At 66.9% G+C, this 22,983-nt stretch carries 25 protein-coding genes and 1 tRNA gene; 9 read left to right on the top strand and 17 right to left on the bottom strand.

Going from position 1 to position 22,983, the window contains the following annotated elements:
- The first annotated feature begins 64 nt into the window (after window positions 1–64).
- From C450_RS13120 to C450_RS13110, 3 genes are all read left to right on the top strand, one after another.
- Window positions 65–138, top strand: a tRNA-Ile gene (locus C450_RS13120).
- A 463-nt stretch (window positions 139–601) separates the two neighbouring features.
- Window positions 602–802, top strand: coding sequence for a hypothetical protein (locus C450_RS13115; protein WP_049910241.1), 201 nt, complete (start codon window positions 602–604; stop codon window positions 800–802).
- An 86-nt stretch (window positions 803–888) separates the two neighbouring features.
- Window positions 889–1,146 carry a hypothetical protein gene (locus C450_RS13110; RefSeq protein WP_005044193.1) on the top strand — a complete coding sequence of 86 codons (258 nt, stop codon included), beginning with the start codon at window positions 889–891 and terminating at the stop codon, window positions 1,144–1,146.
- Window positions 1,147–1,597: 451 nt separating this feature from the next.
- On the opposite strand, the gene C450_RS22140 is transcribed toward C450_RS13110, so the two are convergent.
- From C450_RS22140 to C450_RS13085, 6 genes are all read right to left on the bottom strand, one after another.
- The gene (locus tag C450_RS22140) at window positions 1,598–1,750 is read right to left on the bottom strand and encodes a hypothetical protein (protein WP_161606968.1); all 153 of its coding nucleotides are present in this window, start codon (window positions 1,748–1,750) and stop codon (window positions 1,598–1,600) included.
- Between the two features lie 59 nt (window positions 1,751–1,809).
- Window positions 1,810–3,120: a histidinol dehydrogenase gene (gene hisD, locus C450_RS13105; RefSeq protein WP_005044191.1), complete on the bottom strand. Its 1,311-nt coding sequence runs from the start codon at window positions 3,118–3,120 to the stop codon at window positions 1,810–1,812.
- Window positions 3,121–3,159: 39 nt separating this feature from the next.
- Window positions 3,160–3,372: a hypothetical protein gene (locus C450_RS13100; RefSeq protein WP_005044188.1), complete on the bottom strand. Its 213-nt coding sequence runs from the start codon at window positions 3,370–3,372 to the stop codon at window positions 3,160–3,162.
- A 252-nt stretch (window positions 3,373–3,624) separates the two neighbouring features.
- The gene (locus C450_RS23530) at window positions 3,625–3,876 is read right to left on the bottom strand and encodes a PIN domain-containing protein (RefSeq protein ID WP_394324911.1); all 252 of its coding nucleotides are present in this window, start codon (window positions 3,874–3,876) and stop codon (window positions 3,625–3,627) included.
- A gap of 239 nt (window positions 3,877–4,115) precedes the next feature.
- Window positions 4,116–4,355, bottom strand: coding sequence for an AbrB/MazE/SpoVT family DNA-binding domain-containing protein (locus tag C450_RS13090; protein WP_005044185.1), 240 nt, complete (start codon window positions 4,353–4,355; stop codon window positions 4,116–4,118).
- 65 nt (window positions 4,356–4,420) lie between these two features.
- Complete coding sequence (locus tag C450_RS13085) at window positions 4,421–5,767, bottom strand: NAD(P)/FAD-dependent oxidoreductase (protein WP_005044183.1); 1,347 nt, start codon at window positions 5,765–5,767, stop codon at window positions 4,421–4,423.
- A gap of 84 nt (window positions 5,768–5,851) precedes the next feature.
- Here C450_RS13085 and C450_RS13080 point away from each other — a divergent pair, with 84 nt between their 5' ends.
- On the top strand, window positions 5,852–6,883 hold the full coding sequence (locus C450_RS13080) for a D-2-hydroxyacid dehydrogenase (protein WP_005044181.1): 1,032 nt from the start codon (window positions 5,852–5,854) through the stop codon (window positions 6,881–6,883).
- Window positions 6,884–6,909: 26 nt separating this feature from the next.
- Here C450_RS13080 and asd read toward each other — a convergent pair whose 3' ends face one another.
- The 7 genes from asd to C450_RS13045 all read right to left on the bottom strand — a co-directional run bounded on the left by asd (window position 6,910) and on the right by C450_RS13045 (window position 12,562).
- Window positions 6,910–7,947: an aspartate-semialdehyde dehydrogenase gene (gene asd, locus C450_RS13075; protein WP_005044179.1), complete on the bottom strand. Its 1,038-nt coding sequence runs from the start codon at window positions 7,945–7,947 to the stop codon at window positions 6,910–6,912.
- Window positions 7,948–8,094: 147 nt separating this feature from the next.
- A complete protein-coding gene (locus C450_RS13070) occupies window positions 8,095–8,286 on the bottom strand; it encodes a 30S ribosomal protein S17e (RefSeq protein WP_005044177.1) in 192 nt (63 codons plus the stop codon).
- Window positions 8,287–8,337: 51 nt separating this feature from the next.
- On the bottom strand, window positions 8,338–8,961 hold the full coding sequence (locus tag C450_RS13065; protein WP_005044174.1) for a DUF447 domain-containing protein: 624 nt from the start codon (window positions 8,959–8,961) through the stop codon (window positions 8,338–8,340).
- Window positions 8,958–9,815 (bottom strand): triphosphoribosyl-dephospho-CoA synthase, encoded by an 858-nt coding sequence (locus tag C450_RS13060; RefSeq protein ID WP_005044171.1) that lies wholly within the window; start codon window positions 9,813–9,815, stop codon window positions 8,958–8,960. The genes C450_RS13065 and C450_RS13060 overlap by 4 nt, the downstream gene beginning before the upstream one ends.
- Entirely contained in the window at window positions 9,812–10,588 is a 777-nt protein-coding gene (locus C450_RS13055; RefSeq protein ID WP_005044169.1) for a tRNA-dihydrouridine synthase, read from the bottom strand. The genes C450_RS13060 and C450_RS13055 overlap by 4 nt, the downstream gene beginning before the upstream one ends.
- Window positions 10,588–11,616 carry a 2-phospho-L-lactate transferase gene (gene cofD, locus C450_RS13050; protein WP_005044167.1) on the bottom strand — a complete coding sequence of 343 codons (1,029 nt, stop codon included), beginning with the start codon at window positions 11,614–11,616 and terminating at the stop codon, window positions 10,588–10,590. The genes C450_RS13055 and cofD overlap by 1 nt, the downstream gene beginning before the upstream one ends.
- Before the next feature lie 94 nt (window positions 11,617–11,710).
- Window positions 11,711–12,562, bottom strand: coding sequence for an SDR family oxidoreductase (locus C450_RS13045; RefSeq protein ID WP_005044164.1), 852 nt, complete (start codon window positions 12,560–12,562; stop codon window positions 11,711–11,713).
- Between the two features lie 258 nt (window positions 12,563–12,820).
- Here C450_RS13045 and C450_RS22135 point away from each other — a divergent pair, with 258 nt between their 5' ends.
- The 4 genes from C450_RS22135 (at window position 12,821) to C450_RS13030 (ending at window position 16,330) form a co-directional block, all read left to right on the top strand.
- Window positions 12,821–12,970 carry a hypothetical protein gene (locus tag C450_RS22135; protein WP_161606967.1) on the top strand — a complete coding sequence of 50 codons (150 nt, stop codon included), beginning with the start codon at window positions 12,821–12,823 and terminating at the stop codon, window positions 12,968–12,970.
- Between the two features lie 78 nt (window positions 12,971–13,048).
- On the top strand, window positions 13,049–14,308 hold the full coding sequence (locus C450_RS13040; protein ID WP_005044162.1) for an HD domain-containing protein: 1,260 nt from the start codon (window positions 13,049–13,051) through the stop codon (window positions 14,306–14,308).
- A 258-nt stretch (window positions 14,309–14,566) separates the two neighbouring features.
- Window positions 14,567–15,613 carry an amidohydrolase family protein gene (locus C450_RS13035; RefSeq protein ID WP_005044159.1) on the top strand — a complete coding sequence of 349 codons (1,047 nt, stop codon included), beginning with the start codon at window positions 14,567–14,569 and terminating at the stop codon, window positions 15,611–15,613.
- A gap of 231 nt (window positions 15,614–15,844) precedes the next feature.
- On the top strand, window positions 15,845–16,330 hold the full coding sequence (locus tag C450_RS13030) for a universal stress protein (RefSeq protein WP_005044157.1): 486 nt from the start codon (window positions 15,845–15,847) through the stop codon (window positions 16,328–16,330).
- Between the two features lie 10 nt (window positions 16,331–16,340).
- On the opposite strand, the gene C450_RS13025 is transcribed toward C450_RS13030, so the two are convergent.
- Window positions 16,341–17,267, bottom strand: a complete 927-nt coding sequence (locus C450_RS13025) for a biotin--[acetyl-CoA-carboxylase] ligase (protein WP_005044156.1) — start codon at window positions 17,265–17,267, stop codon at window positions 16,341–16,343.
- Between the two features lie 797 nt (window positions 17,268–18,064).
- A complete protein-coding gene (locus C450_RS13020; protein ID WP_005044153.1) occupies window positions 18,065–19,909 on the bottom strand; it encodes an ATP-binding protein in 1,845 nt (614 codons plus the stop codon).
- A 310-nt stretch (window positions 19,910–20,219) separates the two neighbouring features.
- Between C450_RS13020 and C450_RS13015 the strand changes: the two genes are divergently transcribed.
- Window positions 20,220–21,077: a class I SAM-dependent methyltransferase gene (locus C450_RS13015; RefSeq protein WP_005044151.1), complete on the top strand. Its 858-nt coding sequence runs from the start codon at window positions 20,220–20,222 to the stop codon at window positions 21,075–21,077.
- A gap of 15 nt (window positions 21,078–21,092) precedes the next feature.
- Here C450_RS13015 and C450_RS13010 read toward each other — a convergent pair whose 3' ends face one another.
- Together C450_RS13010 and C450_RS13005 are read right to left on the bottom strand one after the other, a co-directional pair.
- Window positions 21,093–21,386: a hypothetical protein gene (locus tag C450_RS13010; protein ID WP_005044149.1), complete on the bottom strand. Its 294-nt coding sequence runs from the start codon at window positions 21,384–21,386 to the stop codon at window positions 21,093–21,095.
- Complete coding sequence (locus tag C450_RS13005; protein ID WP_005044148.1) at window positions 21,386–22,942, bottom strand: acyl-CoA carboxylase subunit beta; 1,557 nt, start codon at window positions 22,940–22,942, stop codon at window positions 21,386–21,388. Before C450_RS13005 ends, C450_RS13010 begins: the two co-directional genes overlap by 1 nt.
- Between the last annotated feature and the right edge of the window lie 41 nt (window positions 22,943–22,983).

Raw genomic sequence — 22,983 nt, 5'->3', positions numbered from 1 at the left:
TGGGGTTTCGGCGCGTCGCGAAGAGAAACCCTTACATGCAGTACGGCGCAACTCCGGAATGTCCGGGCCAATAGCTCAGTTAGGTTGAGCGCTCGGCTGATAACCGGGAGGTCCGCGGTTCAAATCCGCGTTGGCCCATTTTTGTGCGCGAATCGACGAACGGAGTGAGTCGGAACGTCTGACTCCGGTTCAAACCCGCTTGGATGGGTTTTCTGACGGCGAAGCATGCGATATAGTGCCTCGTGAAACGACAGTTGGTAGTGGTTGACGAGCGACTTCCTGCTTTGCGAGCCGCAGCTCGCCAGCCAGTCCGTCGGAAAAAGACAGCAGGGATAGGTTACAGGTGATGCCACGCAACGGACCCTGCTGTTCCGTGGAGCTCGCCTCGCTCCGTCTGTTACTCTGTCCCACGCGATAATAAGCTTTGTGTGGACACACTACTGGGATATATTGACCACGGGTATCAGTCGGACGGAAGCCGGCGTCGAACTGGGCTGGGTTTCGACAACGACATGCGCCGAACCGAGTCATTGAGGCCGGTCGAGACCGTAGCCGAGCGCATGATCGATCACCGATGCCGCCGAGCGAGGACGTTCCGTCCATGACGGTCGACGAACGCGTGCTGCTCGGGGCTGTGCTCGCCGCCGGCGTGGTCGTTCCCGGGGTGGCTGACTACGCGCTTTCGACCGCCGGGTTCGACACGGCCGGCATGGTCGTTTGGGCCGTCGGCTACCTCACGATGGCGCTCGTGGTCTGGTATCGCTGGATTCGGCCGCTCGATCTCTCAGGGCCGGCCGGATAGCCATCTCCGGCGCCGCTCGGCGACCCGCCAACGCTCGCCCCGACTCGTAAGCTTGAAGCCGGCGACCCGCCGACGTTTTGCTGAGGATGTTCGCGCTCCCGCTGCAGGTGATCGATAACTTCCTGCTCCAGTATAATCTGGGCCAGGTGTTGCTGCTCGTTTTCGTGCTTGCGACCCTCGCCGCGCTCACCCAGCGGTCGCTGAAGATCATCGCGCTCCAAACCATGACCTTTGGGCTCCTGTTCATGCTGGTCCCGAGCATCGACGGACCGGGCACCTATCTCTACCTCGGCATCGGACTCCTGATGATCGCGCCGATGGCGTACGTCAGCGCTGGCCGCTGACCCACCACTTTTTACTGTGCTATGAGACGGCTTCTTCGCGCGGCTCTGCCGCGCGAACGGCCCGAGGCGCTCCGCGCCTCGCTGTCGCCGTCTCGGCATCGTCAAAAGAGCCGACAGCTCTTTTGGACAGTGCGATTCCTTCGGAATCGCATGCAGTCGGGCGGCTTCGCCGCCCGACGATCTCGCGGGAACTTCGTTCCCGCTCAGTGACGAAAGGCGCTCCGCGCCTTTCGAACCACGAGACAGAGCTCGGAAGACGCTTCGCGTCTTCCGGTGGACTGAAAACACCCACTCGCTCATTCCGGTCGCTCAGTCATCCCTCGCGCGGGTCGCGCGCCTCCGGCGCACTCCCGCGCGCCAACCGCACCATCGAAGACCGGGAGAAAGAGCCGATCGTCGATCGAACCGAATCGAAGCGCCGGTGTGGGGCGTGCCGCGATGGCTGCCCGGGTCAGTAGTCGATCTCGTCGTCGATGAGGATGCGGTTGACCGCGTAGCCGACGGCGTCGCCACGCGTCTCGAAATCGTGTTGTTCGGCGAGGACCGCGAGTTTGTCGGCGGTTTCGGGACTGACAGCCACCTGTATTCGTTCTTCGTTCGACACGTATGAACGTACGAAGCGCAGCTATCTAACCGTACGCCTTGCGGATTCGTGGTGGTCAGCTATTCACGAAGCTGATCGGGGTCTCGGGCGGCGTTCTCGGACTCGCGGAGCCTGAGCGCGACACTCTCGGCGTGTGCCTCCAGCCCTTCCGCCGCAGCGAGCGTCGTCACGGTGTCGCCGATCGCGTCGAGTGCATCCGAATCGAGCCGCTGAACCGTCGTCGAGCGGAGGAAGCTGTCGACCGAGAGGCCGCCGGCGACCTTCGCGTGGCCGCCCGTCGGGAGGACGTGGTTCGGCCCGGCGGCGTAATCGCCGGCCGCCACCGGTGAGTGGGGGCCGAGAAACGCACTCCCCGCGCTCGGGATACGATCGAGCAGCGCCTCGTCCTCGGCGGCCTGAATCGAGAGATGCTCGGCGGCGTACTCCTCACAGAACAGCACGGCCTCGGACATCGAGCGCGCGTGGAACACGCCGCTGGCGTCGTTTTCGAGCGCCTCACGGATGGTGTCCTCGCGCTCGCGGCCCGCGAGACGATCCTCGACCTCGGCGACGATCCGCCTCGCGAGCGCTTCGTCGTCGGTGACCACGACGACCGACGCGTTCGGGTCGTGTTCGGCCTGGGCGAGCAGGTCGCTCGCGACGAACCGTGGGTCGGCGGTCTCGTCAGCGAGCACGCAGATCTCGCTCGGGCCCGCGAGAAAGTCGATCTCACAGTCGTTCCTGACGGCGGCTTTCGCGGCCGTCACCCACCGATTGCCGGGGCCGACGATCTTCTGGACTCGGGGAACGGTCTCTGTGCCGTACGCGAGCGCCGCGATCGCCTGCGCGCCGCCGGCCTGATAGATCGCGTCCGCGCCCGCGACGTGGAGTGCCGCGAGCGTCGCGGGGTTGATTTCATCGGCGGGCGGCGTCGCCACCGCGACCTGTTCGACGCCCGCGACCTTCGCCGGAACGACGGTCATCAGCGCGCTGGAGGGGTACGCCGCCGACCCACCTGGGACGTACGCGCCGACCCGCTCGATCGGACGGTAGCGCCGGCCGAGTTCGCGTCCGTCGAACGACTCGCGCCAGTCCGCAGGGATCTGCCGCTCGTGAAACTCTCGGATGTTGGCAGCGGCGGTCTCGATCGCGTCCCGGAGATCGTCGTCGATCTCGTCGTACGCGCGTTCGGCCGCATCGGTCACGTCGAGCGAGCCCACAGTGGTATCGTCGAACTCCTCGGCGTACTCTCGGAGCGCGACGTCGCCCTCCTCGCGCACGCGATCGACGATGTCAGCCACGTCGGACTCGATCGCCGCGATCCCGGCGTCGCGATCGAACAGCGCGCGGCGCTCGTCGGGCGCGAGCTCCGCGACGGCGTTGGCGTCCATACCGGGCGTTTGCGGCCGGCGCGAAAACGGTTTGGGGTCTCACTCCTCGATCTCGACGAGGCCGAGCGCCGAAAGCACCGCTCGCACGAGGAGATAACACACGAGGCCGAACGCGACGAGGCCGACGGGGCCGGCGAGCAGCCGCGCGGTCCGGAAGGGGAGGACGAGCCGGCTGAAACCGAGGATCACGAAACTCACGAGAATCAGTCCGAACGCGAGAATCGAGAGCGTCACGAACCGGCTGCGATCCATTCAGACGACGCTACGCTGCTCGTGGGAATGAAGGTGTCGCCCGGAACACTAACAGCCGGCGTCATTGCAGGCAGTGCGCCGTCTCGGCCGGTAAACCCTATGCCGGGCGGGTCGTGGGTGACCATCCTCGGCCGGCGGTGCCGGCCTCGCAGTCGGTTGCGCGTAGCGCAACCCGTGTCGCCGGCTCGTGCCGACTTCACGTTCGGTCGTGCAGAGCACGACCCGTGTTGCGCGCCGGGGTTCGCCGCACGGTCATCGCGTCCTCGTGGACGTACTCGGGCGGGGACTACGGCACGCACGAGTGCTACGGGCGGGACGAACTAACACCTTACTCCTCGGATCGTACGGATTCGCGGGCATGTCGAGTCGCGTCACGCCGTCGAAATCGTCGTCGAACGAGTACACGTACTCGATACCGGCCGTTCGTGCGGCAGCAACGATCAGCACGTCGACGAACGACAGCCGTTCTCTCGTGCGGAATAGCGCCTTCACGCTGGCGATCATCTCGGCGTTCGACGTGAAAGCGAGCGTTGGCTTCGAGTCGGTCGAGGAAATCGACGGCCGCCTCGTGGGAGACACGGCCGTGGATCCCGTTGAGTGTCTCCGCGAGTACGCTTTCGATGACGACGGCGTCCGGGAGCGTTCCGCCGTCGACGCCTTTCACCAGACGAAGCGCGACATCGTGGTTCGCATCGCGTGCGTTGACCGCACCGAACAGCACCGACGAATCGAACAGGCGCGCGTCACTCGATGCCCCAGCCATCACGTTCGGCGGGAGCGTCCGTCGGTTCGCCCTCGTAGCCCTCGAAATCGGCGAACGTTCCCTCGGTCTCGCGAACGACCTCGATGCGAACGGTGTCCTCCTCGTGGATCCAACGCACGAGATCACCGTCGTCGATGTCGAGCTCGCGGCGGATCGGGGCCGGAATCGAAGCCTGGTTGCCCGACACCCGGCTCTCCGAGACGAACGTCTCGCTGCTCATACAGCCGATTCGAGCGGGAAAACAACAGTCTGTCGCCACACGACACGGTCGGCGTCTGCGCCGATTCAGATCGCGTACTCCGATTCGGTGAGCTGGACGTACCCACCGTTCCGGTAGCCGAGCTTCGCACGCTGGTAGCGCGTGAACACCGAGAAACCGCCGGAGCCAAGCAGTGGCGTCCTGTACGTGCTGTACCGACCGTCCTTGAGCATCCGACCGATCGACCGAAACGTCCGATCCCAGTCGTCGGGCTCGAACCCGCGGACGACGTCGGCCATCGCGACGTTCCGGCGGACCTCCTCGCCGATCGCGCGCTTCCACTCGCGGTTGTACGCCCCGAGTGCGCCCGCTCCCGCGAGCGCGCCCGCGATCTTCCCAGTCCGAACCGCGACGTGATCGCCGCCCTCGTGGAACGCCGAGGTCGCGCCCATCGCGCCGCCGACGATCGCGACGTTCGCGCCCACGGGCGAGTCGATCGGTCGAGTCGAGGAGATGGGGTAGGACTCGACGCCGCCGCGCTTGCCGCGATCCTCGACCAGCGGGAAGTCTTCGAGGTCGTAGTCGGGATACTCGGTTTCGAGGAGTCGTTGGACGTACTCCTTGCCGGAGGGGACGGTCGTGTCGTCGGGTCGGAGGAGTCGGTACGCCTCTCGGTTTTTTACGTCGTCGAGATCGAGTCCGATCGGCATCGTCAGCCCCACACGGGCCACCGTGCCGTCGTTCGGGAACACCCACGGATACGCGGTGTGGCCCGGCATCGCCCCCCACCAGAATTTGATGTGGTTGTCGTCGAACAGCTCGGATGGGAACTCTCGATACTCCTGGTAGGCGATGTGGTTCGCGCGGTTCGAGGCGAGGTCTTCGAGACGATCCTCGGCGACGAACTCGGAGAGAACGCCGCGCGTGATCGTCCGCTGTGGTCCGTCGGCGAGGATCAGATACTCGGCTTCGATCTCGTGGCCGTCGCGCAGGGTGAGCGTATGGCCGTCCCGCGGGTCGATCGCGACGTCCTTGATCGCGGTGCCGACCCGGTAGCCTGCACCGGCGCTCTCGGCCCGTCCGCGGAGCCAGTCGTCGAAGCGCGCGCGATGGAAGGTGAACCCGAACTCGGGGTACGACGCATCCACTCCGGTGTCGCGGATCGTCATACGTTCGTTCGGTCCCGCAAAGGTCGCGCCGTCGAGGTCGCGCAGGATCACCTCGTCGGGGATCGCTTCGGGGAGATCCATCAGGTCGACCCAGTAGTCCAACATGCCGGCGGCGTCGGTCGAGTCGGGGCCTGGGCCGTCGCGGTCGGCCCGCGGGACGCCCTTCTCGAAGACGACCGCGTCGGCACCCTGCCTCGCGGCCGTCCACGCCGCCGCCGTCCCCGCCGGGCCTCCGCCGACCACCGCCACGTCGATCCGCTCCATAAAAACCGGGACACCGCGGGGAATAAAGGTCTGCCCGTTTTTCGCCCACGACGAACGGCGTCGGGACGGTGCTCGCCAGCCCGAGTGGACTTATACGAGGTGCCGTCGAATGGGACCACATGTGCCGAGACGATCGACAACGAGGCGGGTATCGTGGCTGATTCGAACCCCGACATCGCCGTGCTCCGGCGGGGCGTCCACGGGATGCCGATGGCGGAGTACGCGGCGGCGCTCCGCGAGCGCCTGCCGGGGTACGACGTTCGACGCGCCGCGACGCCCGACGAAGAGCGTGATCTGCTCGCCCGCGCGACGGTCGTCACCGGCTCGACCGTGGACCCGTCCATGCTCGATCACGCCACGAATCTCCGGCTGTTTGCGTGCCTGTACGCCGGCTACGGCCACCTCCCGATGGCGGCGTTCGAAGAGCACGGTGTGAGCGTAACCACCGCTTCCGGGGTCCACCGCACGAACATCGCCGAGCACGTCCTCGGCTTCCTCCTCACCTTCTGTCGTCGTCACCACGAGGGATGGCGACGCCAGCAGCGCCGCGAGTGGCGTGCCTATCCGACCCGCGAGCTCGCCGGCTCGACGGTCACGATCGTGGGCCTGGGCGCGCTCGGCGGCGGCGTCGTCGAGCGCCTCGCTGGGTTCGATGTCGACACCATCGGCGTTCGTCACTCTCCAGAGAAGGGCGGGGCGACCGACGAAGTCCTCGGGACCGACGACCTCCACGACGCGCTCGCCCGCACCGATTATCTCGTCCTCGCGGTCCCACTGACGGACGAAACCGAGGGGATGATCGGTGCGGCGGAGTTCGACACTCTCTCGCCCGACGCGTTCGTGGTGAACGTCGCGCGCGGACCCGTGATCGACACCGACGCGCTGGTGTCGGCGCTGCGTTCGAACGCCATCGGCGGCGCAGGGCTCGACGTCACCGACCCCGAACCCCTCCCGGAAGACCATCCGCTGTGGGGGTTCGAGAACGTGCTCATCACGCCACACAACGCGGGCCACACACCCGAATACTACGAGCGACTCGCGGACATCGTGGCCGAGAACTGCCGACGGGTCGAGGACACGGGTGAGTACGAGGGGCTGAAGAATCAGGTGGTCTAAAAACAGCTCCGAGCGTCGTCGACGCCTCAGATCCAACCGTCTTCAACGAGAAGCTCGCCGTTGAGCACGCTCGCGCCGGCCGCCCCACGGAGGGTGTTGTGCGCGAGACAGTTGTACTGCACTCCATCGCTGGTCTCGCGGACGCCGCCCGCCGCGACGCTCATCCCTCCGCCCACCATCCGATCGAGGCGGGGCTGCGGACGATTGGGGTCCTCGAAGACCTCGATGAGCTGATCGGGCGAGCTGTGGAGGTCAAGCGAGGGGGCCTCGCGCATCGCGGCCATCGCGTCGTCGGCGGTGATGGTTTCGCTGGTTTCGGCCCACGCGTTTTCGAGGTGACCGTCAAGCGTCGGCACGCGATTGCACGAGGCCGCGACGTCGACATCGTGGTCGTCGATCGCCGCGCCGTCGAACGAACCGAGGAGTTTGCGGGTCTCGGTCTCCATTTTCTCCTCCTCGCCGCCGATATGTGGGAGTACGTTGTCGAGGATCTCCATCGAACTCACGCCGGCGTAGCCCGCGCCCGAGACTGCCTGCATCGTGGCGACGTGGACAGTCGAGAGGCCGAACTCGTCGAGCGCCGCGAGCGTCGGGACCATCGTGATCGTCGAGCAGTTGGGGTTCTTCACGAGCGCCCCATCCCAGCCGCGCTCGTCGCGCTGGACCTCGAGGAGATCGAGATGGTCGTGGTTGACCTCCGGGATCGTCAGCGGAACATCACTGTCCATCCGTGCGTTCGAGGAGTTCGACGAGACCACGTAGCCCGCCTCGCAGAAGCCTGGTTCGACTCGCTTGCCGACCGACGAGGGCAGCGACGAGAAGAGGAGGTCAACGTCGTCGGGGACGGCGTCGGGATCGGTCGCCTGGACGGTGAGGTCTGCGACGGCGTCGGGGATCGGTGTCTCGATCCGCCACTTCGCCGCCTCGCGGTAGGACTTGCCAGCGCTGTCGTCGCTTGCGGTCAGGGTCGCGATCTCGAACTCGGGGTGGGGATCGAGGAGCTGGATCAGCCGCTGTCCGACGGCCCCGGTGGCTCCGAGAACGCCGACATGTGTGGAAGACATTGCCGAGGGTAGGGAAAGCGCGGGTGAAAACCGTTCTGGTCGGCACAAACACCGCCGTTCGACCGTGTAAGAACGCGTCGGTGTCGTCGGTATCGGCGTCGGGAGCGCGATCGGCGTCGTGTAGACGTTCCGGGTTTCAGTCCCGACTCAGGCCGCGGCGTTGCTCTGTTGCTTGCGGGTGACGTAGCCCGCGATGCGGTTGCGGACGTTCTTCGAGGTCACGTTGGTGAGCGCGGTCACGCTCTCTTTGTTGTGCTCGAAGTCGGTCGAGAACGCCTCGGGATACCGTTCGAGTAGCTGTGTGCCGGTTTTCTTGATGTAGGCCGGTTTGATCGCCATGCCGGATGGTGTCGACCGTGGGGTATAAACGACCCGCTCTCGCCCGCTCGCTCACTCGTCCGCTTCGTCCCGGCTCCCGTCCCAGGCTGTGAGGTCACGAACCATCCGCATCGCCTCGCGTTCGCGCTCGCCGCCACAGGTGTCGACCACTGCCGAAAAGTAGTCGAGGCGATCGCGGAGTTCGTCGGTGTCGTAGGTGTCGACATCAATCCTGGAGGCCGCGACCGTGGCTTCGATCACCGCCCCGTAGCCCCGGTTGGTGGTCGGCACGCGCTCGGTTTCGACGCGCGACTCGGTAGGGGTGAGTTCCCATTCTTCCCACGACGTTCCCCCTGACTCGCCACCGTCGACCCGCTCGACCGCGACCCTGACCCACGCGTCGGCCGCGGGATGGATGGACGAAGAGCGTTCGAGGATCGAGAGCGCGCTTTCGGCGAACACCACCGGATCGGCGAGAAACTGGACGACGCCTTCGCCCTCCTCGCGGAAGTTGCGCCGGGTCCGCGTTGCGCCCCACGTGCGCGCGGTCACGGGATCGCCGGCGTGGAGCCCGAGCGCCGCGAAGTTCCACAGTCCGTTGGGGCCGAGCGTCGCCACCACGGCCTCGGTCACGCCCCGGAGCGCGACGGGCCACTCGGCCTCGTTCTCGGTCGCGGATTCGTTCGACTCGGTCATACGTCGAGCCCGCGTTCGAGCGCGACGAACAGCCCGGCGGCGACGAGATCGGCGGTCGTTCCCGGGTTCACGCCGCGCTCGACGAGATCGTCGGCGAGAGTTTCGGGGTCGAGGTCGCCGTCCAGCGCCGTCTGGGCGGCCGCCGAGACCTCCTGTGCGGTGGCGTCGCCGTGCTTCGTGACGACGAACGTATCGGGTTCGTCCGCGAGCAGTTCGAGGAAGACCCGCGCCGCGCGGTCCGGAACCGGGCCGTCGAGCGCGGCGATGCGATCGGCCGCGGCGAACGTCCGTGGGAACCCCGACACCCACTCGCGGGCGACGCCGTCGCGGTCGGCGCTCCGTTCGAATATATCATGCAGCGTTAGTTTCCGCTCCTCGACCGCCGGCACGGCGTCGGCTCCCCGCCGGACGTCGAGGGCTTCCATGTCCGCCGGCGGGTCGTCGACCGCGACATCGACGTGCTCGAACGCCCGGTAGAACCCGGCGGCGTCGGCGACCGTCGTGGCTTCCGTAACGCGCGCGGCGCGCTCCGGCGTCAGTTCCTCGTTGTCGGACGGCGATCCGCTTCCACCGCTCGCCGCCCGAATCAGTGGCGTGAGTAACAGCAACGCGCCGAACTGGGTGTTGCCGCCGCGCTGATCGGCCATCCCCTCGACAGCGCGCTCGAACGATTCTCCGACAGGATCGCCCGCTGCGGCCATCCGGAGTCCCTGGCTCGCGCCGACCGCGCCGGCCATGAAGTGCTCGAACCGGAGGTCGGGGTACTCGCGCACGCGGTCGACGTTGCCCGGCTTGGGCGTCGCGGTGACTTCGAGCAGGAGCGCGAGCTGGGCGTTTGCGGCCGACGTCCTCATCCGCTCGCACCTGGTTCGACCCGTTCAGTCTCGTTCTCCGGCTCCGCGAACCACTCGTCGGTCGCGCTCCGCACGCGCTCCAGCACCGCCGGTCGGTCGCTCGGCCGCCCCACGCTCACGGCGTCAGCCCCGTGATCGAGGTATTCGTGGGCTGTCGCGGCATCGCGGACGCCGTTGTTGGCGATCACGAACGCATCGGTCGCGCTCGCGACGTCGGCGATCACCGGCTCTGAATCCATCGCGTCGACGTGGACGACATCGGCTCCCGCCCCCTCGACCCAGCGGGCCGTGTCGGGGAGCGAGACGCCTGGCACCTCGGTCCGGACTTTCACGCTCACCGTCGCGCCCGCTTCTACGGCAGTCTCGACGTACTCGCACAGTCGGTGGGCGTCCCGGAGCAGGGTCTCGCCACAGCCGACCGCGCACAGCTCGTCCTGACGGCAGTGGGCGTTGATCTCGACGAGGGCGTCGTGGTCGGCGCAGACTTCCGCGACCTCGTGGATGGGCGCGCGCGACGCGCTCCGGACGTTGATCCCCGAACGGAGCGGTGCGTCGTCGAGGGAAGCGAGTTGAGCGTCGACAAACGCGACCGGGTCGTCAGGCAGGAACTCGGTGCGGTCGCGGGCGACGAGCTGACGCGCCGCCCGCCGAGAAGGTTCGTCGAGCGCGATCCCGCCGAGAAAAGCCGCGCCGACGTGTTCTTCGACCGCCCGTGCCCACGCGGCGTCGGACTCGCCGCTCAGGCTCGCCAGCGCGAGTCGGGGCTCGAACATCAGGGCGCCTCCCGACCGAGTTCGAGGGCTTCCTCGACCGCGTGCGCGACGCGCGTCGAGTCCTTCGAATCGTCGATCGTGATGTCGGTCGTCACGGTTGGCCGGCCGAGAGCCGTGGGATCGGCGTCGTCGATCACGAACGCGTCGGCGAACGGGTAGGACTCGGCGACGCCGGCGGTACTCGGCTCGACGCCGACCGCCGCCATCAGCTTCGCGGCCGGTCCCGAGAAGAGCTCTTCGCCGACGAACGGCGAGACCGCGACCACGGTGGTTTCTGCGAGCGCTTCGGGCACGCCGTCGAGCGCGAGCAACGGCCCGAGGCTCGTCACCGGGTTCGAGGGGCCGATCACTACCGGCTCCGCGAGCGCGTCGCGTACCGCGGCCGTCGGGGCTGCATCGCCGTTCCGGCTGCCGTGTTCCCCTCCGTCCGCCCCGCGAAACTCGACATCCTCGACCGCCGGCTCGCCACCGTGGGCGACCCAGAACTCTTGAAAGTGCATCGGCCCCTCGGGGGTGTGGATGATCGTCGCCACCGGATCGTCGCTCATCGGGAGTAGTGAGACGTCGAGTGAGAACGCGTCGGCGAGCAATCGGGTGGTTTCGGTGAGCGTGTGGCCCTCGTCAAGCAGGCTCGTTCGGAGGAGATGGACGGCCCGATCGCGGTCGCCGATCGTCATGAACTCCCCCACGCCCGAGAAGCGTCGCCAGCGCGCGAGATCGCGTCCGTCGGTCTGGCGCTCGTCGGGCAGGTAGCGCGGGCCGGTGTCGAACCCTGATTCCTCGGAGAGCGCGCGGAGTTCGTCGTGAGTATTTGTACTGTCGCCGTCGATCCCCCACCACCGTTCGCGGTCGAGGACGCCGCCGCGCTCGAACAGCACGGTGTCGAGATCCGGACAGACGAGATGGCCCGCGATCTCGACATCGTCGCCGGTGTTGCAGACAACTGTGGTGTCGGCAGGATCGAAGACCGACTCGGCTCCGGGGAGCAGCTTCGGTGTTCCTGTGCCCCCGGAGAGAAACGTCACCATAGCTCGGCGTGGGCCGTGGGCGGAGTAAACGCTTGTGCTCGTCCCGTCGTGCGGACTGCCGAGACGAGCGTTCGAAGATTCGGGGAGCGATTCGCTACACGGGTCGTTCGTAGTCGGGATCGAACATCTGCGCGGACAACGGTGCCGGATCGCCCTCGGTGAGGTTGTACTCGGCGAAATCGTCGACGCCGGCCTCACGGAGAACTTCCTCGTCGTAGACCGCGTTGCCGGTGTATTCGGTGTCGCGATCGAGGAGTTCGAGCACCGTGTCCGCGACGATGGCGGGCGAGCGCCAGTCGTCCTCGGTGCCCATGCCGAAGTACCGCGTCGCGCGGGTGTCGATCGCGGTCACCGGCCAGAACGCGTTGGCCGCGATCCCGTCGGCTTCGAGCTCGCCGGCGAGCGAGAGCGTGACGAACGTCATCCCCATTTTCGACCATGCGTAGGCGGCCTTCCCCGGCCCGCGATCCATCGCCACCGGCGGCGCGTTCGTCAGGATCCGCCCGCCACCGATCTCGCGCAGGTGCGGGACGAACGCGCGGGACGTGAGATACGTCCCGCGGACGTTGACCGCCGTCATGAGGTCGAAGCGGTTCGCGGGCATCGACTCGATGTTCGCGATCTCGATCGCGCTGGCGTTGTTGATGACGATGTCGACCTCGCCGAAGACGTCGATCGCCTCCGTGGCGGCCGCGGCGACCGCCTCGGCGTCGCGGAGATCGAGCTGGATGGCGTGGGAAGCGACGCCGCGCGCCTCGCACTCGTCGGCGGTTTCGTGGATCGTCCCGTCGAGATCTGAATCCGTGTCGTCGACGGTCTTGCCTGTCGAGACGACGTTGCAACCACGATCGGCGAGAGAGAGGGCGATCGCCTTGCCGATTCCCCGTGTCGTCCCGGTGATGAACGCCGTGCGACCGTCGAGATCCGGGGCAGCCACGTCGGACATACTCCCGTACAGTGTGGCCCGGACATAAGGCTGTGCGAGGGGCGGAGGTGTCCGAATAAACGCCAGACGACGATAGCGAACGAACCACCGCGATAGCTTCCACGAGCAGCAACAGTCTCAGCGTCAGGGGTCTCGATGGGTATAAATCGCTACGTCGATTACCGTAACGTCCCAGTGACCAGATCATGAACCAGAAACTCCCGCAACGATTCACGACGGGGCGAGAACCGACGTCCGTGCCAGCGGGGTGGCAGTGAGATGCCCTGGGGCGTCCACACGGAGTTCACCGACGAGGAAGGCCCGGAAGTCGAGATCGACGAGGAGCAGGAGGCCGTCGAACGCGGCGAGGACGGCACCGAAACCACCGAGTCGTTCGATATCGACGAGGCAATCGAAAACATCGACTGAGCGAGCGCACCGCGACCGGCACGACAGCGACGGGTTGGGCACGTAACCTTTTCACCGAACGCGCCGAAGCCTCCGCCGATGAAGACGATCAAGGACAGTGTCCACGACCACATCGAGGTCGCGGGCGTCGCGCGGGACCTCCTCGACACCTCCGCCGTCCAGCGCCTCCGCCACGTCCGCCAGCTTGGTACTGTCGATCTCGTCTACCCCTCCGCCAACCACACTCGCTTCGAACACAGCCTCGGCGTCTACCACCTCGCCGACCGTGCCCTCTCCCATCTCGGCATCGAGGGTCGCCAGGCCGAACGCGTCCGGGCGGCCGCGCTGCTCCACGACGTCGGCCACGGTCCCTACAGCCACAACCTCGAAGCCCTGGTTCACCGCCGCACCGGGAAGTTCCACGACGACGTCGACGAGCTCCTCGCGACCGGGGAGGTCGCCACGATTCTCGCGACCCACGACCTTGATCCCGACCGGATCGCGGGCCTCGTCGCGGGCGAGGGCCGGCTCGGCCAGCTCGTTTCTGGAGAACTCGATGTCGACCGGATGGACTACCTGGTGCGAGACGCCCACCACACCGGCGTTCCCTATGGGACTGTAGATCACGGCCGGCTCGTCCGGGAGCTCCGGTTCGTCGACGGCGAACTCGCGCTGGCGGAGGGCAACGTCCAGACCGCCGAATCGCTGCTGCTCGCGCGGGCGCTGATGAACCCGACAGTGTACAGCCACCCCGTCGCGCGGATCGGCAAGGCGATGCTCCGGCGCGCGGCCGAGCGGCTGCTCGACGGCGACAGCGATGGGGAAAACGAACGCGGCGACGAGGCGATCGACGCCGAGGATCTCCGCCGGATGGACGACCACGACCTCCTCGTGGCACTCCGGAGCCACGACCGGACCGCGACGGACGCCGCACGACTCGGTCGACGGGATCTCTACAAACGCGCGGTCTGGGCCGAACTCCGCGATACGCCCGATGAGATCGTGGACGCAGATCACGCGACCGTCCGCGAGTGGGAGGCAGAGATCGCCGACAGCGCCGGGGTCGACGCCGGCGACGTGATCCTCGACGTGCCCGCGCGCCCGAGCATGACCGAGTCCTCCTCGCGGGTCGTGGTGAGCGGCGAGATCCGGCCGCTCGGCCGCCAGTCGACCTTGGTCGAGGCGCTCAACACTACCCAGCGCGACCAGTGGCGGCTCGGCGTGTATGCGCCAGGCAACCTCACCGAGCGGGTTGGAACGGCCGCCGCCTCGGTGCTCGGCCTCGACATCGACGGCACGCTCGTCTCGGACGTCCGGCCGGGCATTCACGCGACGCTCGACGAGTTTGCGACCAAGTGACGACGGAAGACGGATTCTTGGCCGGAAGATGGCCGAGCGACTTGCTGCAGAACCCGGTGACGGAAGCAGATCGTTTTACGACGAATCGCGATACAAATGAGAGACCGCGGGCCACGCCCTCCCCAACCGATTCGCTCGCTTCGCTCGCTCATCCCTCGCGCGAGTCGCGCCTTCGGCGCTCCCGCGCGCCACCGCCGGTGATGGACCGGGTTCGTAGCCGACAGTGTGATTCAAGGCCGCCGCCGACAGAGCGCGAGCATGAACATCGAGGGCACGATTCTCCGCGGACGGGAACTCGAACCGATCGAGGGCCGGGTCGTGATCGAGGACGGCGAAATCGTCGCAGTCGAAGAGACCGCCGTCGATTCCGCGAACGTCGTCCTACCGGCGTTCATCAACGCCCACACCCACATCGGCGACTCGATCGCGAAGGAGGCCGGTGGTGGTCTCTCGCTCGACGATCTCGTCGCACCGCCCGATGGGCTGAAACACCAGTTGCTCCGGGAAGCAAGTCACGAGGAACTCGTCGCGGCCATGCGCCGGACGATCACGTTCATGCGCGAGACCGGGACGGGCGCGTTCTGCGAGTTCCGCGAGGGCGACGTGGAGGGGGTGCATGCGATCGAGGATGCGCTCGCCGACTCCGATCTGGATGCGACAGTGCTCGGCCGCGGCTCGGTCGCGGCGATGGAGGCGAGCGACGGCTACGGCGCGAGCGGCGCGCGCGACGACGAGTTCGCCCGCGAACGCGAAGCGACCCACGAGGCGGGCAAACTGTTCGGGATCCACGCCGGCGAGCGCGACCCTCACGACATCGACCCCGCGCTTGACCTCGATCCCGACTTTTTGGTCCACATGGTCCACGCCGAACCCGACCACCTCGATCGCGTCGAGCGCGAGGCCCGGCCAGTGGTAATCTGCCCACGCTCGAACCTCGTGACCGAAGTCGGCGTTCCGCCAGTCGACGATCTCGCCGACCGGACGACGGTCGCACTCGGGACCGACAACGCGATGCTCGACAGCCCCTCGATGTTCCGCGAGATGGAGTTCACCGCGAAGCTCACGGACGTGTCGGCCCGCGAAGTGCTCCAGATGGCGACGATCAACGGGGCCGAGATCCTGGATCTCGACTGTGGAATTATCGAGCCTGGCCGCGAGGCGCGCGTGCTCGTGCTCGACGGCGACTCGAACAACCTCCACGGCGCACGCGACCCCGTTCGGGCGGTCGTCCGCCGGGCGGGGGTCGGCGACGTCGAGCGCGTGGTGCTGCCGAGCGGAGCGGCGAACGGATCGGTTCCGGGCTGAAGAGCGCCGGGCGTGTGGGTTCTGTGCGAACTTCTTCGAGGTCGACGACGAGGTCGAGGCGGCCGGCATCGCGCTCGACGGCGGCGCTGACGAACACGGGCCGGACATCGCAGGACTGGTCGAAGACGGCTATCAGATCGTCAACGTCGGGTAGGTCGGCAGCGTCGCTCGCGTTCGCCATTTTCCCCATGGGCGAGAAGAATTAACACGACCCGGTGCGAACGTCGGGGCGTGTACGATCGCATCCTCGTCCCGACCGACGGCTCGCCCGGAGCGGATCGCGTGGTCGATCACGCCGCCGAACTGGCGGTGATCCACGACGCCGAGCTCCACGCGATCTACGTGGTCAACACCGCGGGCTACGCCGGGCTACCGGCCGACACCGCGATCGAGGGCCTCGGATCGATGTTGAACGAGCAGGGCGAGGCGGCGCTCGATCGGGCCGCGGGATGGGTCGATGACGTCCCGTTCGAGCGCGTGCTCGCCGACGGCGCACCGAGCTCGGAGATCGTCGAGTACGCGGAGAGCGAGGAGTGTGACCTGATCGTGATGGGAACCCACGGCCGCGGCGGCATCAACCGTCTCCTGCTGGGAAGCGTCGCCGAGCGGGTCGTTCGTACCTCGTCGGTGCCCGTTCTCACGGTGCGGGTCAATGGAGAACAAACGGACGAGTCCTCGACGGACGACGTGACCGACAAACCGGCGAGCGGATCGTAGACGACGGTTTTCACGCCGGACGGAGATGTTCGCAGTCGCCGGCGTGAACACGGATCGGGCCGTCGTCGGTCTCGACGACCAAGCTGCCGGGGAACTCGACGTCGACGGCCTCGCCCACGATCTCGTCGGTCGGGGTTTCGACCCGTACTCGCTGCCCGATCGTGAGCGCGTGCTCGCGCCACGCCCCGATGACCCGCTCGGGATCGGTCCGGAGCGCGTCGAACCGTTCGAGGAGGCGCTGGACGAACCGCCGTCGGTCCACGCTTTCGGTGTGGGCGAGCAGGCCGGTCGCGCCCGCGGGGAGGTCCTCCACGCCGACGTTGATCCCGATACCGATAACAACCCACGAGACTCGATCGGCCTCGCCCTCCATCTCGGTGAGAATCCCCGCGAGTTTCTGGTCGCCGTCCGTCCCGGGAACGAGGAGATCGTTCGGCCACTTGATCCGGGCGTCGACGCCGGCTTCGCGGGCGGTTTCGGTCGCTGCGACCGCCGCCGCGAGCGTCAGGATCGGGGCGTGGGCCGGCGGCAGATCGGGCCGGCAGAGCACGCTGAGCCAGATCCCGCCGGGTGGTGAGACCCAGCCCCGATCGAGTCGTCCCCGACCGCCGGTCTGCTCGTCGGCGACCACCGCGACGTCGGTCGCACCCTCGGTGGGGAGTTCGCGTGCGCGGGCGTTCGTGCTCGGGAGGCTGTCGTGGTATTCGACCGTGAAGGGTGCATCCAGACCGAACTCGATGGCCGGGCCGCCGTACTCGGGGACGCCAGCCAGACGGTAGCCGGTGTCGACGCTCTCGACCGCGAAACCGGCCTCGCGGAGCGCCTCGACGTGTTTCCAGATCGCTGCGCGCGAGACGTCGAGCCTGGCGGCGAGATCGGGGCCCGAAATCGGCCCGTCGGCGATGGCGTCGAGGACTTCGCGGCGCGTCTCCTGCATACTGGCGAGTACGGTCGTCGGGACATAAATCAGTGTGACACGAACCGTCTGCGTGGGATCGGTTTTTGTTCGCGGAGCGGTGCGGTCCTGGCGTCCTGACGAGCACAGCGAGCCAGAGCTCAGGAGAGCTTTGCTCTCCTGGCGTCTCGTGTGAGTGAAACGAGCACGAGGCTTGTCGGAGATTTCTCTGACAGCGGATGAAGGGCGNTTGCTCTCCTGGCGTCTCGTGTGAGTGAAACGAGCACGAGGCTTGTCGGAGATTTCTCTGACAGCGGATGAAGGGCGAGCGCCCTGACGGGCGCGAGGGCTTCGGCGGTCGCGGTATGGGCGCGGTTGCGGTCGGCACCAGCAGCTGAACCGTGAACGAGGCCGAAGTTCTCGTGAGCCGGAGGCGAACGAGAGCACGGAAGAGCTCCGCTCTTCCGGAGGCCGAGTGAGCGGGTGTTTTTAGTCCACCGGAAGACTCGCTTCGCTCACGGCTCGTTCTTCGCCGTTCGCATTGAGGCGCTCCTGTCGGTCGCGCCTCTCACCGCTCGTCTTCCGAGCCTTGTGGTTCGAAGTCTTCGATTTTCGTCATCACGAAACGGCGAAGCCGTTTCGAAGGACTTCGCTACGCTCAGCAAGACAGGTTTTTGCGAGTAGAGAGGTTCCTTCGGAACCTCTTACAGCCGGCGCTTCGCGCCGGCGATAGCGAGGGACGCTTCGTGTCCCTCGTACCGTGCGAACGGGTGCTTCGCACCCGTGAGCAGAGAGTGGTGGGCGAGCGAGCGCACCCGACGGAGTGAAAAAAGTGGTCCTTAGTTGAGCACGACGAGCACGTCGCCCATGTCGACCGACTCGCCTTCGCTCGCGGCGACCTCGGCGACGGTGCCGCCACGGGAGGCGACCACGTCGTTTTCCATCTTCATGGCTTCGAGCACACAGAGCACGTCGCCCGCCGACACTTCGTCGCCGACCTCGACGTTCACGTCCAGAATCGTCCCCTGCATCTCGGCGGTGACCTGCTCGCCCTCGGCGGTGCTCGCGCTGCCGCCGTCATCGCTGCCGCCGTCGCTCGGCCCCGCGGCGTCGAGCTGTTGGGTGCTGCCACCGCCACCGGAGCCGCCCGCCTGGATCGGCGGCGCGCCGTGCTCTTCGAGATCGACCTCGAAGCGCTTGCCGTTGACCTCGACCACGAACTCGCGCCGCGTGACCTCTTCTTCGCCCGTGTCCGCGGAGGAGTCTTCGAGTCCCCACTTCTCCTGGGCGGCGTCGATCCGCTCGGGATCGAGGCCGTCGTCGAGGTACTTCGTGGTGTGTCTGCCGTCGAGGAACTCGTCATCGGTGAGCATCAGACGATGGAAGGGGACGATCGTCGGGAAGCCCTCGATCGTGTAGTCCGCGAGCGCGCGCTTCCCGCGGGCGACGCACTCCTCGCGGTCTGCGCCCCACGTGATGAGCTTCGCGACCATCGAATCGTAGGCAGTCACGAGGTCGTCACCCTGCCGGGGGGCGTCGTCGACCCGGACGCCGATGCCGCCCGGCGGGTCGTAGATATCGAACGCCCCGCCGGTGGCGGGTGAGAAGTCGTCCGCGGCGTTCTCGGCGTTGATCCGGAACTCCATCGCGTGACCCTCGAGTTCGACGTCGTCCTGGGCGAAGGTGAGTTCCTCGCCGGCGGCGACCCGGAGCTGCCACTTCACGATGTCGATGCCGGTGAGTTCCTCCGTGACGGTGTGTTCGACCTGGATCCGCGTGTTGACTTCGAGGAAGTAGAAGTCGGTGTCGGCGTCGAGCAGTCCGTCGTCGTTGCGATCCTCGTCTTCGACGAGGAACTCGAACGTCCCGGCGTTGTAGTAGTCGCCGGCGTCGGCACCTCGTCGGGCGGCCTCGGCGATTTTCTCCCTGAGATCGTCGGTGAGCGCGGGACTGGGGCCCTCCTCGATGACCTTCTGCTGGCGTCGCTGGAGCGAACAGTCCCGTTCGCCGAGGTGGCGGACGTTGCCGTGCTGGTCGGCGAGGATCTGGATCTCGACGTGACGAGCGTTGTCGAGAAACCGCTCCAGATAGACCGAATCGTTCGAGAAGTACGCCTCTCCCTCGCGTTTCGCCGTTTCGAGCTGTTCTTCGGCCTCGTCGGGACCGTGGACGACCTTCTGGCCCATCCCACCACCGCCGCCCTCGGCCTTGATGAGGACGGGAAAGCCGTGTTCCTCGCCGAACTCGCGGACCTGTTCGGGCTCCTCGACGGCTTCGGTGGTTCCGGGGACGATCGGAACGTCGGCCTCGCCCATCACTTGCCGGGCGTGGGTCTTCTCGCCGAGGCGCTCCATCGCGCCGCTGGACGGGCCGATCCAGGTGACACCCTCGGTCTCCTCGACGCGGGCGGCGAAGTCGGCGTTCTCTGCCATGAACCCGTATCCCGGGTGGATCGCGTCGGCATCGGCCTTCTCGGCCGCCCCGATGACCGCCTCGCCGTCGTTGTAGGAGTCGGCCGCGCGGGCAGGGCCGATGTTGTAGGCTTCGTCGGCGTACCGGACGTGTCCCGCCTCGGAGTCGGCCTCGGAGTAGACCGCCACGGTGTCGACGCCGAGTTCCTCACACGCGCGCATTACCCGGATCGCGATCTCTCCTCGATTGGCGACGAGAACCTTCTCGAACATTCCTGGCGGTGGCTACTGGGAGTCGGGTGATAAACCATGCGGAGCGTCCCGCCAGTCGGTTCAACGAAAGAACTTTCTTGGACGGCAGTGAGATCGAATTCGTGACACCTACTCCACCCGGTGTCGGCGCTCGTGGCAATGGACCGCAGTCCTAACTTTTCGTCAGGTGGAGCCTCGCACGGATCGTGCCGGTCGGGGTGAAACCCGACGCACTGTCCCTATTCGTTCGACGACCGACACGCGATTCGATACGGATGTACACTCAACCACGAAACACCGACCGCGACCGACCCCGAACGGAGCATCGCCGATGAGCGACATGGACCCAGAGAGCTACTACGACGAGCTCGCCGAGGGCGAGTGGGAGCGTCTCGACCGCGATCCAGTGACCCGCATGGAGTTCGCGAACACGACGGCGTACCTGGCTCGCGACCTGCCCGAGTCGGATCGCGAGCGATCGGATGCGGATGGACGTGCCAGTAGCCACGTTCTCGATGTGGGTGGTGCAGCGGGTCGATACACCGTCTGGCTCGCCGAGCGTGGCCACGACGTGTCGCTCGTCGATCTCTCTGCCACACAGGTCGCACTCGCTCGCGAAAACGCCACCGAGCGAGGGCTCGCCGACCACGTTACCGCCGAACAGGGCGACATGCGCGCCCTCCCGTTCGCCGACGACACCTTCGACGCGGTGTGCTGTCTCGGCGGCCCGCTGAGTCACGTCGTCGACGCCGACGAGCGCGCGTGCGCGATGGCCGAACTCCGACGGGTCGCCCGCACCGACGCACCCGTCTTCGTCTCGGTCATCGGCCGTCTCGCCGCCCTCCAGGACATCATCAAGTTCAACCTCGATGGGAGTCACGGGCTGCTCGGCCCTATCGCGGAAACCGGCGACTACACCGCCGACCTCGTCGCCGAACGCGGTGACGGCGAGGGATGGGCCGAGTGTCACTTCTTCCGCGCCGCCGAGTTCGAGGCCGAACTGGAGCAGGCGGGGTTCGCTGTCGAGCAGTTGGTCGGCCTCGAAGGCGTCGCCGCCCGGATGAAGCACGAACTCTCAGGGGCCGACGGGGAGGCGATCGAGGACGTTCGCGATGTCGTGCGGACGCTTCGAGAGGACCCGGTCGCCGTGGACTTCTCGGAGCACATCCTCGCCGTCTGTCGGAACTGACCGCGTCCGACCACACTACAGTCGGTCGGTTCGCCCGGCGGCGGCCCACGGATCGGTCGGCGCGTCGAGCGGAACGCGCACGTCACGGTGCTGCAACTGCGAGACGCGCCCGGCGAACCGCCATCGATCCCCCTCCCACGATGGTTCCTCGTCCACCGCTGCCTCGGCGGCCGCCGCAGCTTGGTCACGGAGATGCGCCCCGAGCGCCGCGGCGATCGCGGCGGCCTCGCCCGAGTCGGCATCGTCGGGGATCGCAGCCGCGAGTGCGTCCATCCGATCCTGGCCGTCGGCGGGTTGATCGGTCGTCATTACAGCGGAATGTTCCCGTGTTTCCGGTCGGGGCCGGATTTGCGCTTGTTCGAGAGCATTTCGAGGTCGTCGATCAGGATCGGGCGGGTGGTGTGTGGTTCGATCACGTCGTCGACGAACCCGCGCTCGGCCGCCGTGTAGGGGTTCGCGAAGGTGTCTCGGTACTCGTCGATCAGCTCCTCGCGGCGAGCCTCGGTGTCGTCGGCCGCGTCGAGTTCGTCGTCGTAGAGCACGTTGACCGCACCCTGGGGACCCATCACCGCGATCTCCGCGGTGGGCCACGCGTAGTTCACGTCGGCATCGATATGTTTCGACGCCATCACGTCGTACGCGCCGCCGTAGGCCTTTCTGGTGATAACAGTCAAGAGGGGGACCGTGGCCTCGGAGTAGGCGTAGAGGAGCTTCGCGCCGTGTTTGATGATGCCGCCTTTCTCCTGATCGGTGCCGGGCATGAAGCCAGGGACGTCGACGAACGTCACGAGCGGGATGTTGAACGCGTCGCAAAAGCGGACGAACCGCGAGCCCTTGAGCGAGGCGTCGATGTCGAGCGTGCCGGCGTTCACGCGGGGCTGGTTGGCGACCACGCCCACCGGCCGGCCGTCGAGCCGGGCGAACGCGGTCACGAGGTTGCGGGCGTAGGAATCCGCGACCGTGAAGAACGACCCCTCGTCGACGATCCGCTCGATGACCGCCGTGATGTCGTAGGGTTTCCGGGGCGCGTCGGGAACGAGGTCTTTGAGTTCGTCGTCCTGGCGGTCGGGATCGTCCCACGGGTCGACTCTTGGGGGGTCCTCGACGTTGTTCTGGGGGAGATACGAGAGCAGTCGCCGGATGTCGTCGAGCGCTTGCTTCTCGTCGGCCTCCGAAAAGTGAGCGACGCCGCTCTCGCCGGTGTGGGTCGACGCACCGCCCAACTCCTCGAAGGAGACCTCCTCACCCGTGACAGTCTCGATGACGTCCGGGCCGGTGATGAACATATGCGAGGTGTCCTCGACCATGAAGATGAAATCCGTGATGGCGGGTGAGTAGACCGCACCGCCGGCGCAGGGACCCATGATCGCCGAGATCTGCGGGACGACGCCCGACGCCTGCTGATTCCGATGAAAGACCTCGGCGTACCCAGCCAGTGAGTCGATCCCCTCCTGAATGCGTGCGCCCGCGGAGTCGTTGAGGCCGATGATGGGTGCGCCGACTTCCATCGCCTCGTCCATCACCTTACAGACCTTCTGGGCGAAGACTTCGCCCAGGGATCCCCCGAACACTGTGAAGTCGTGGGCGAAGACGAACACCGTGCGGCCGTCGACGTCGCCGTAGCCTGTCACGACGCCGTCGCCCGGAATCTCGCGCTCGTCCATGTCGAAGTTGGTCGAGCGGTGCGTTCGAAGCTGATCGAACTCGTGGAAGGTGTCGTCGTCGAGGAAGTAGTCGACGCGCTCGCGCGCGGTCATCTTCCCCTTCTCGTGCTGGGACTCGATGCGCTCCTCGCCGCCGCCGAGTTCGGCGGCGCGCTTTCGCGCCCGGAGCTCCTCGATGGGATCGTCGTGATCGTCGGTCATGGTTTCACGCCCTCGGCACCGTGCATACCGGGCGGTGGCAG

Origin of the sequence: Halococcus salifodinae DSM 8989 (assembly GCF_000336935.1) — an archaeon.
In the GTDB taxonomy this organism is placed as follows: Archaea; Halobacteriota; Halobacteria; order Halobacteriales; family Halococcaceae; genus Halococcus; species Halococcus salifodinae.
The sequence above is the reverse complement of the archived record's forward strand: the minus strand, read 5'-3'. Positions and strand labels throughout refer to the sequence as shown.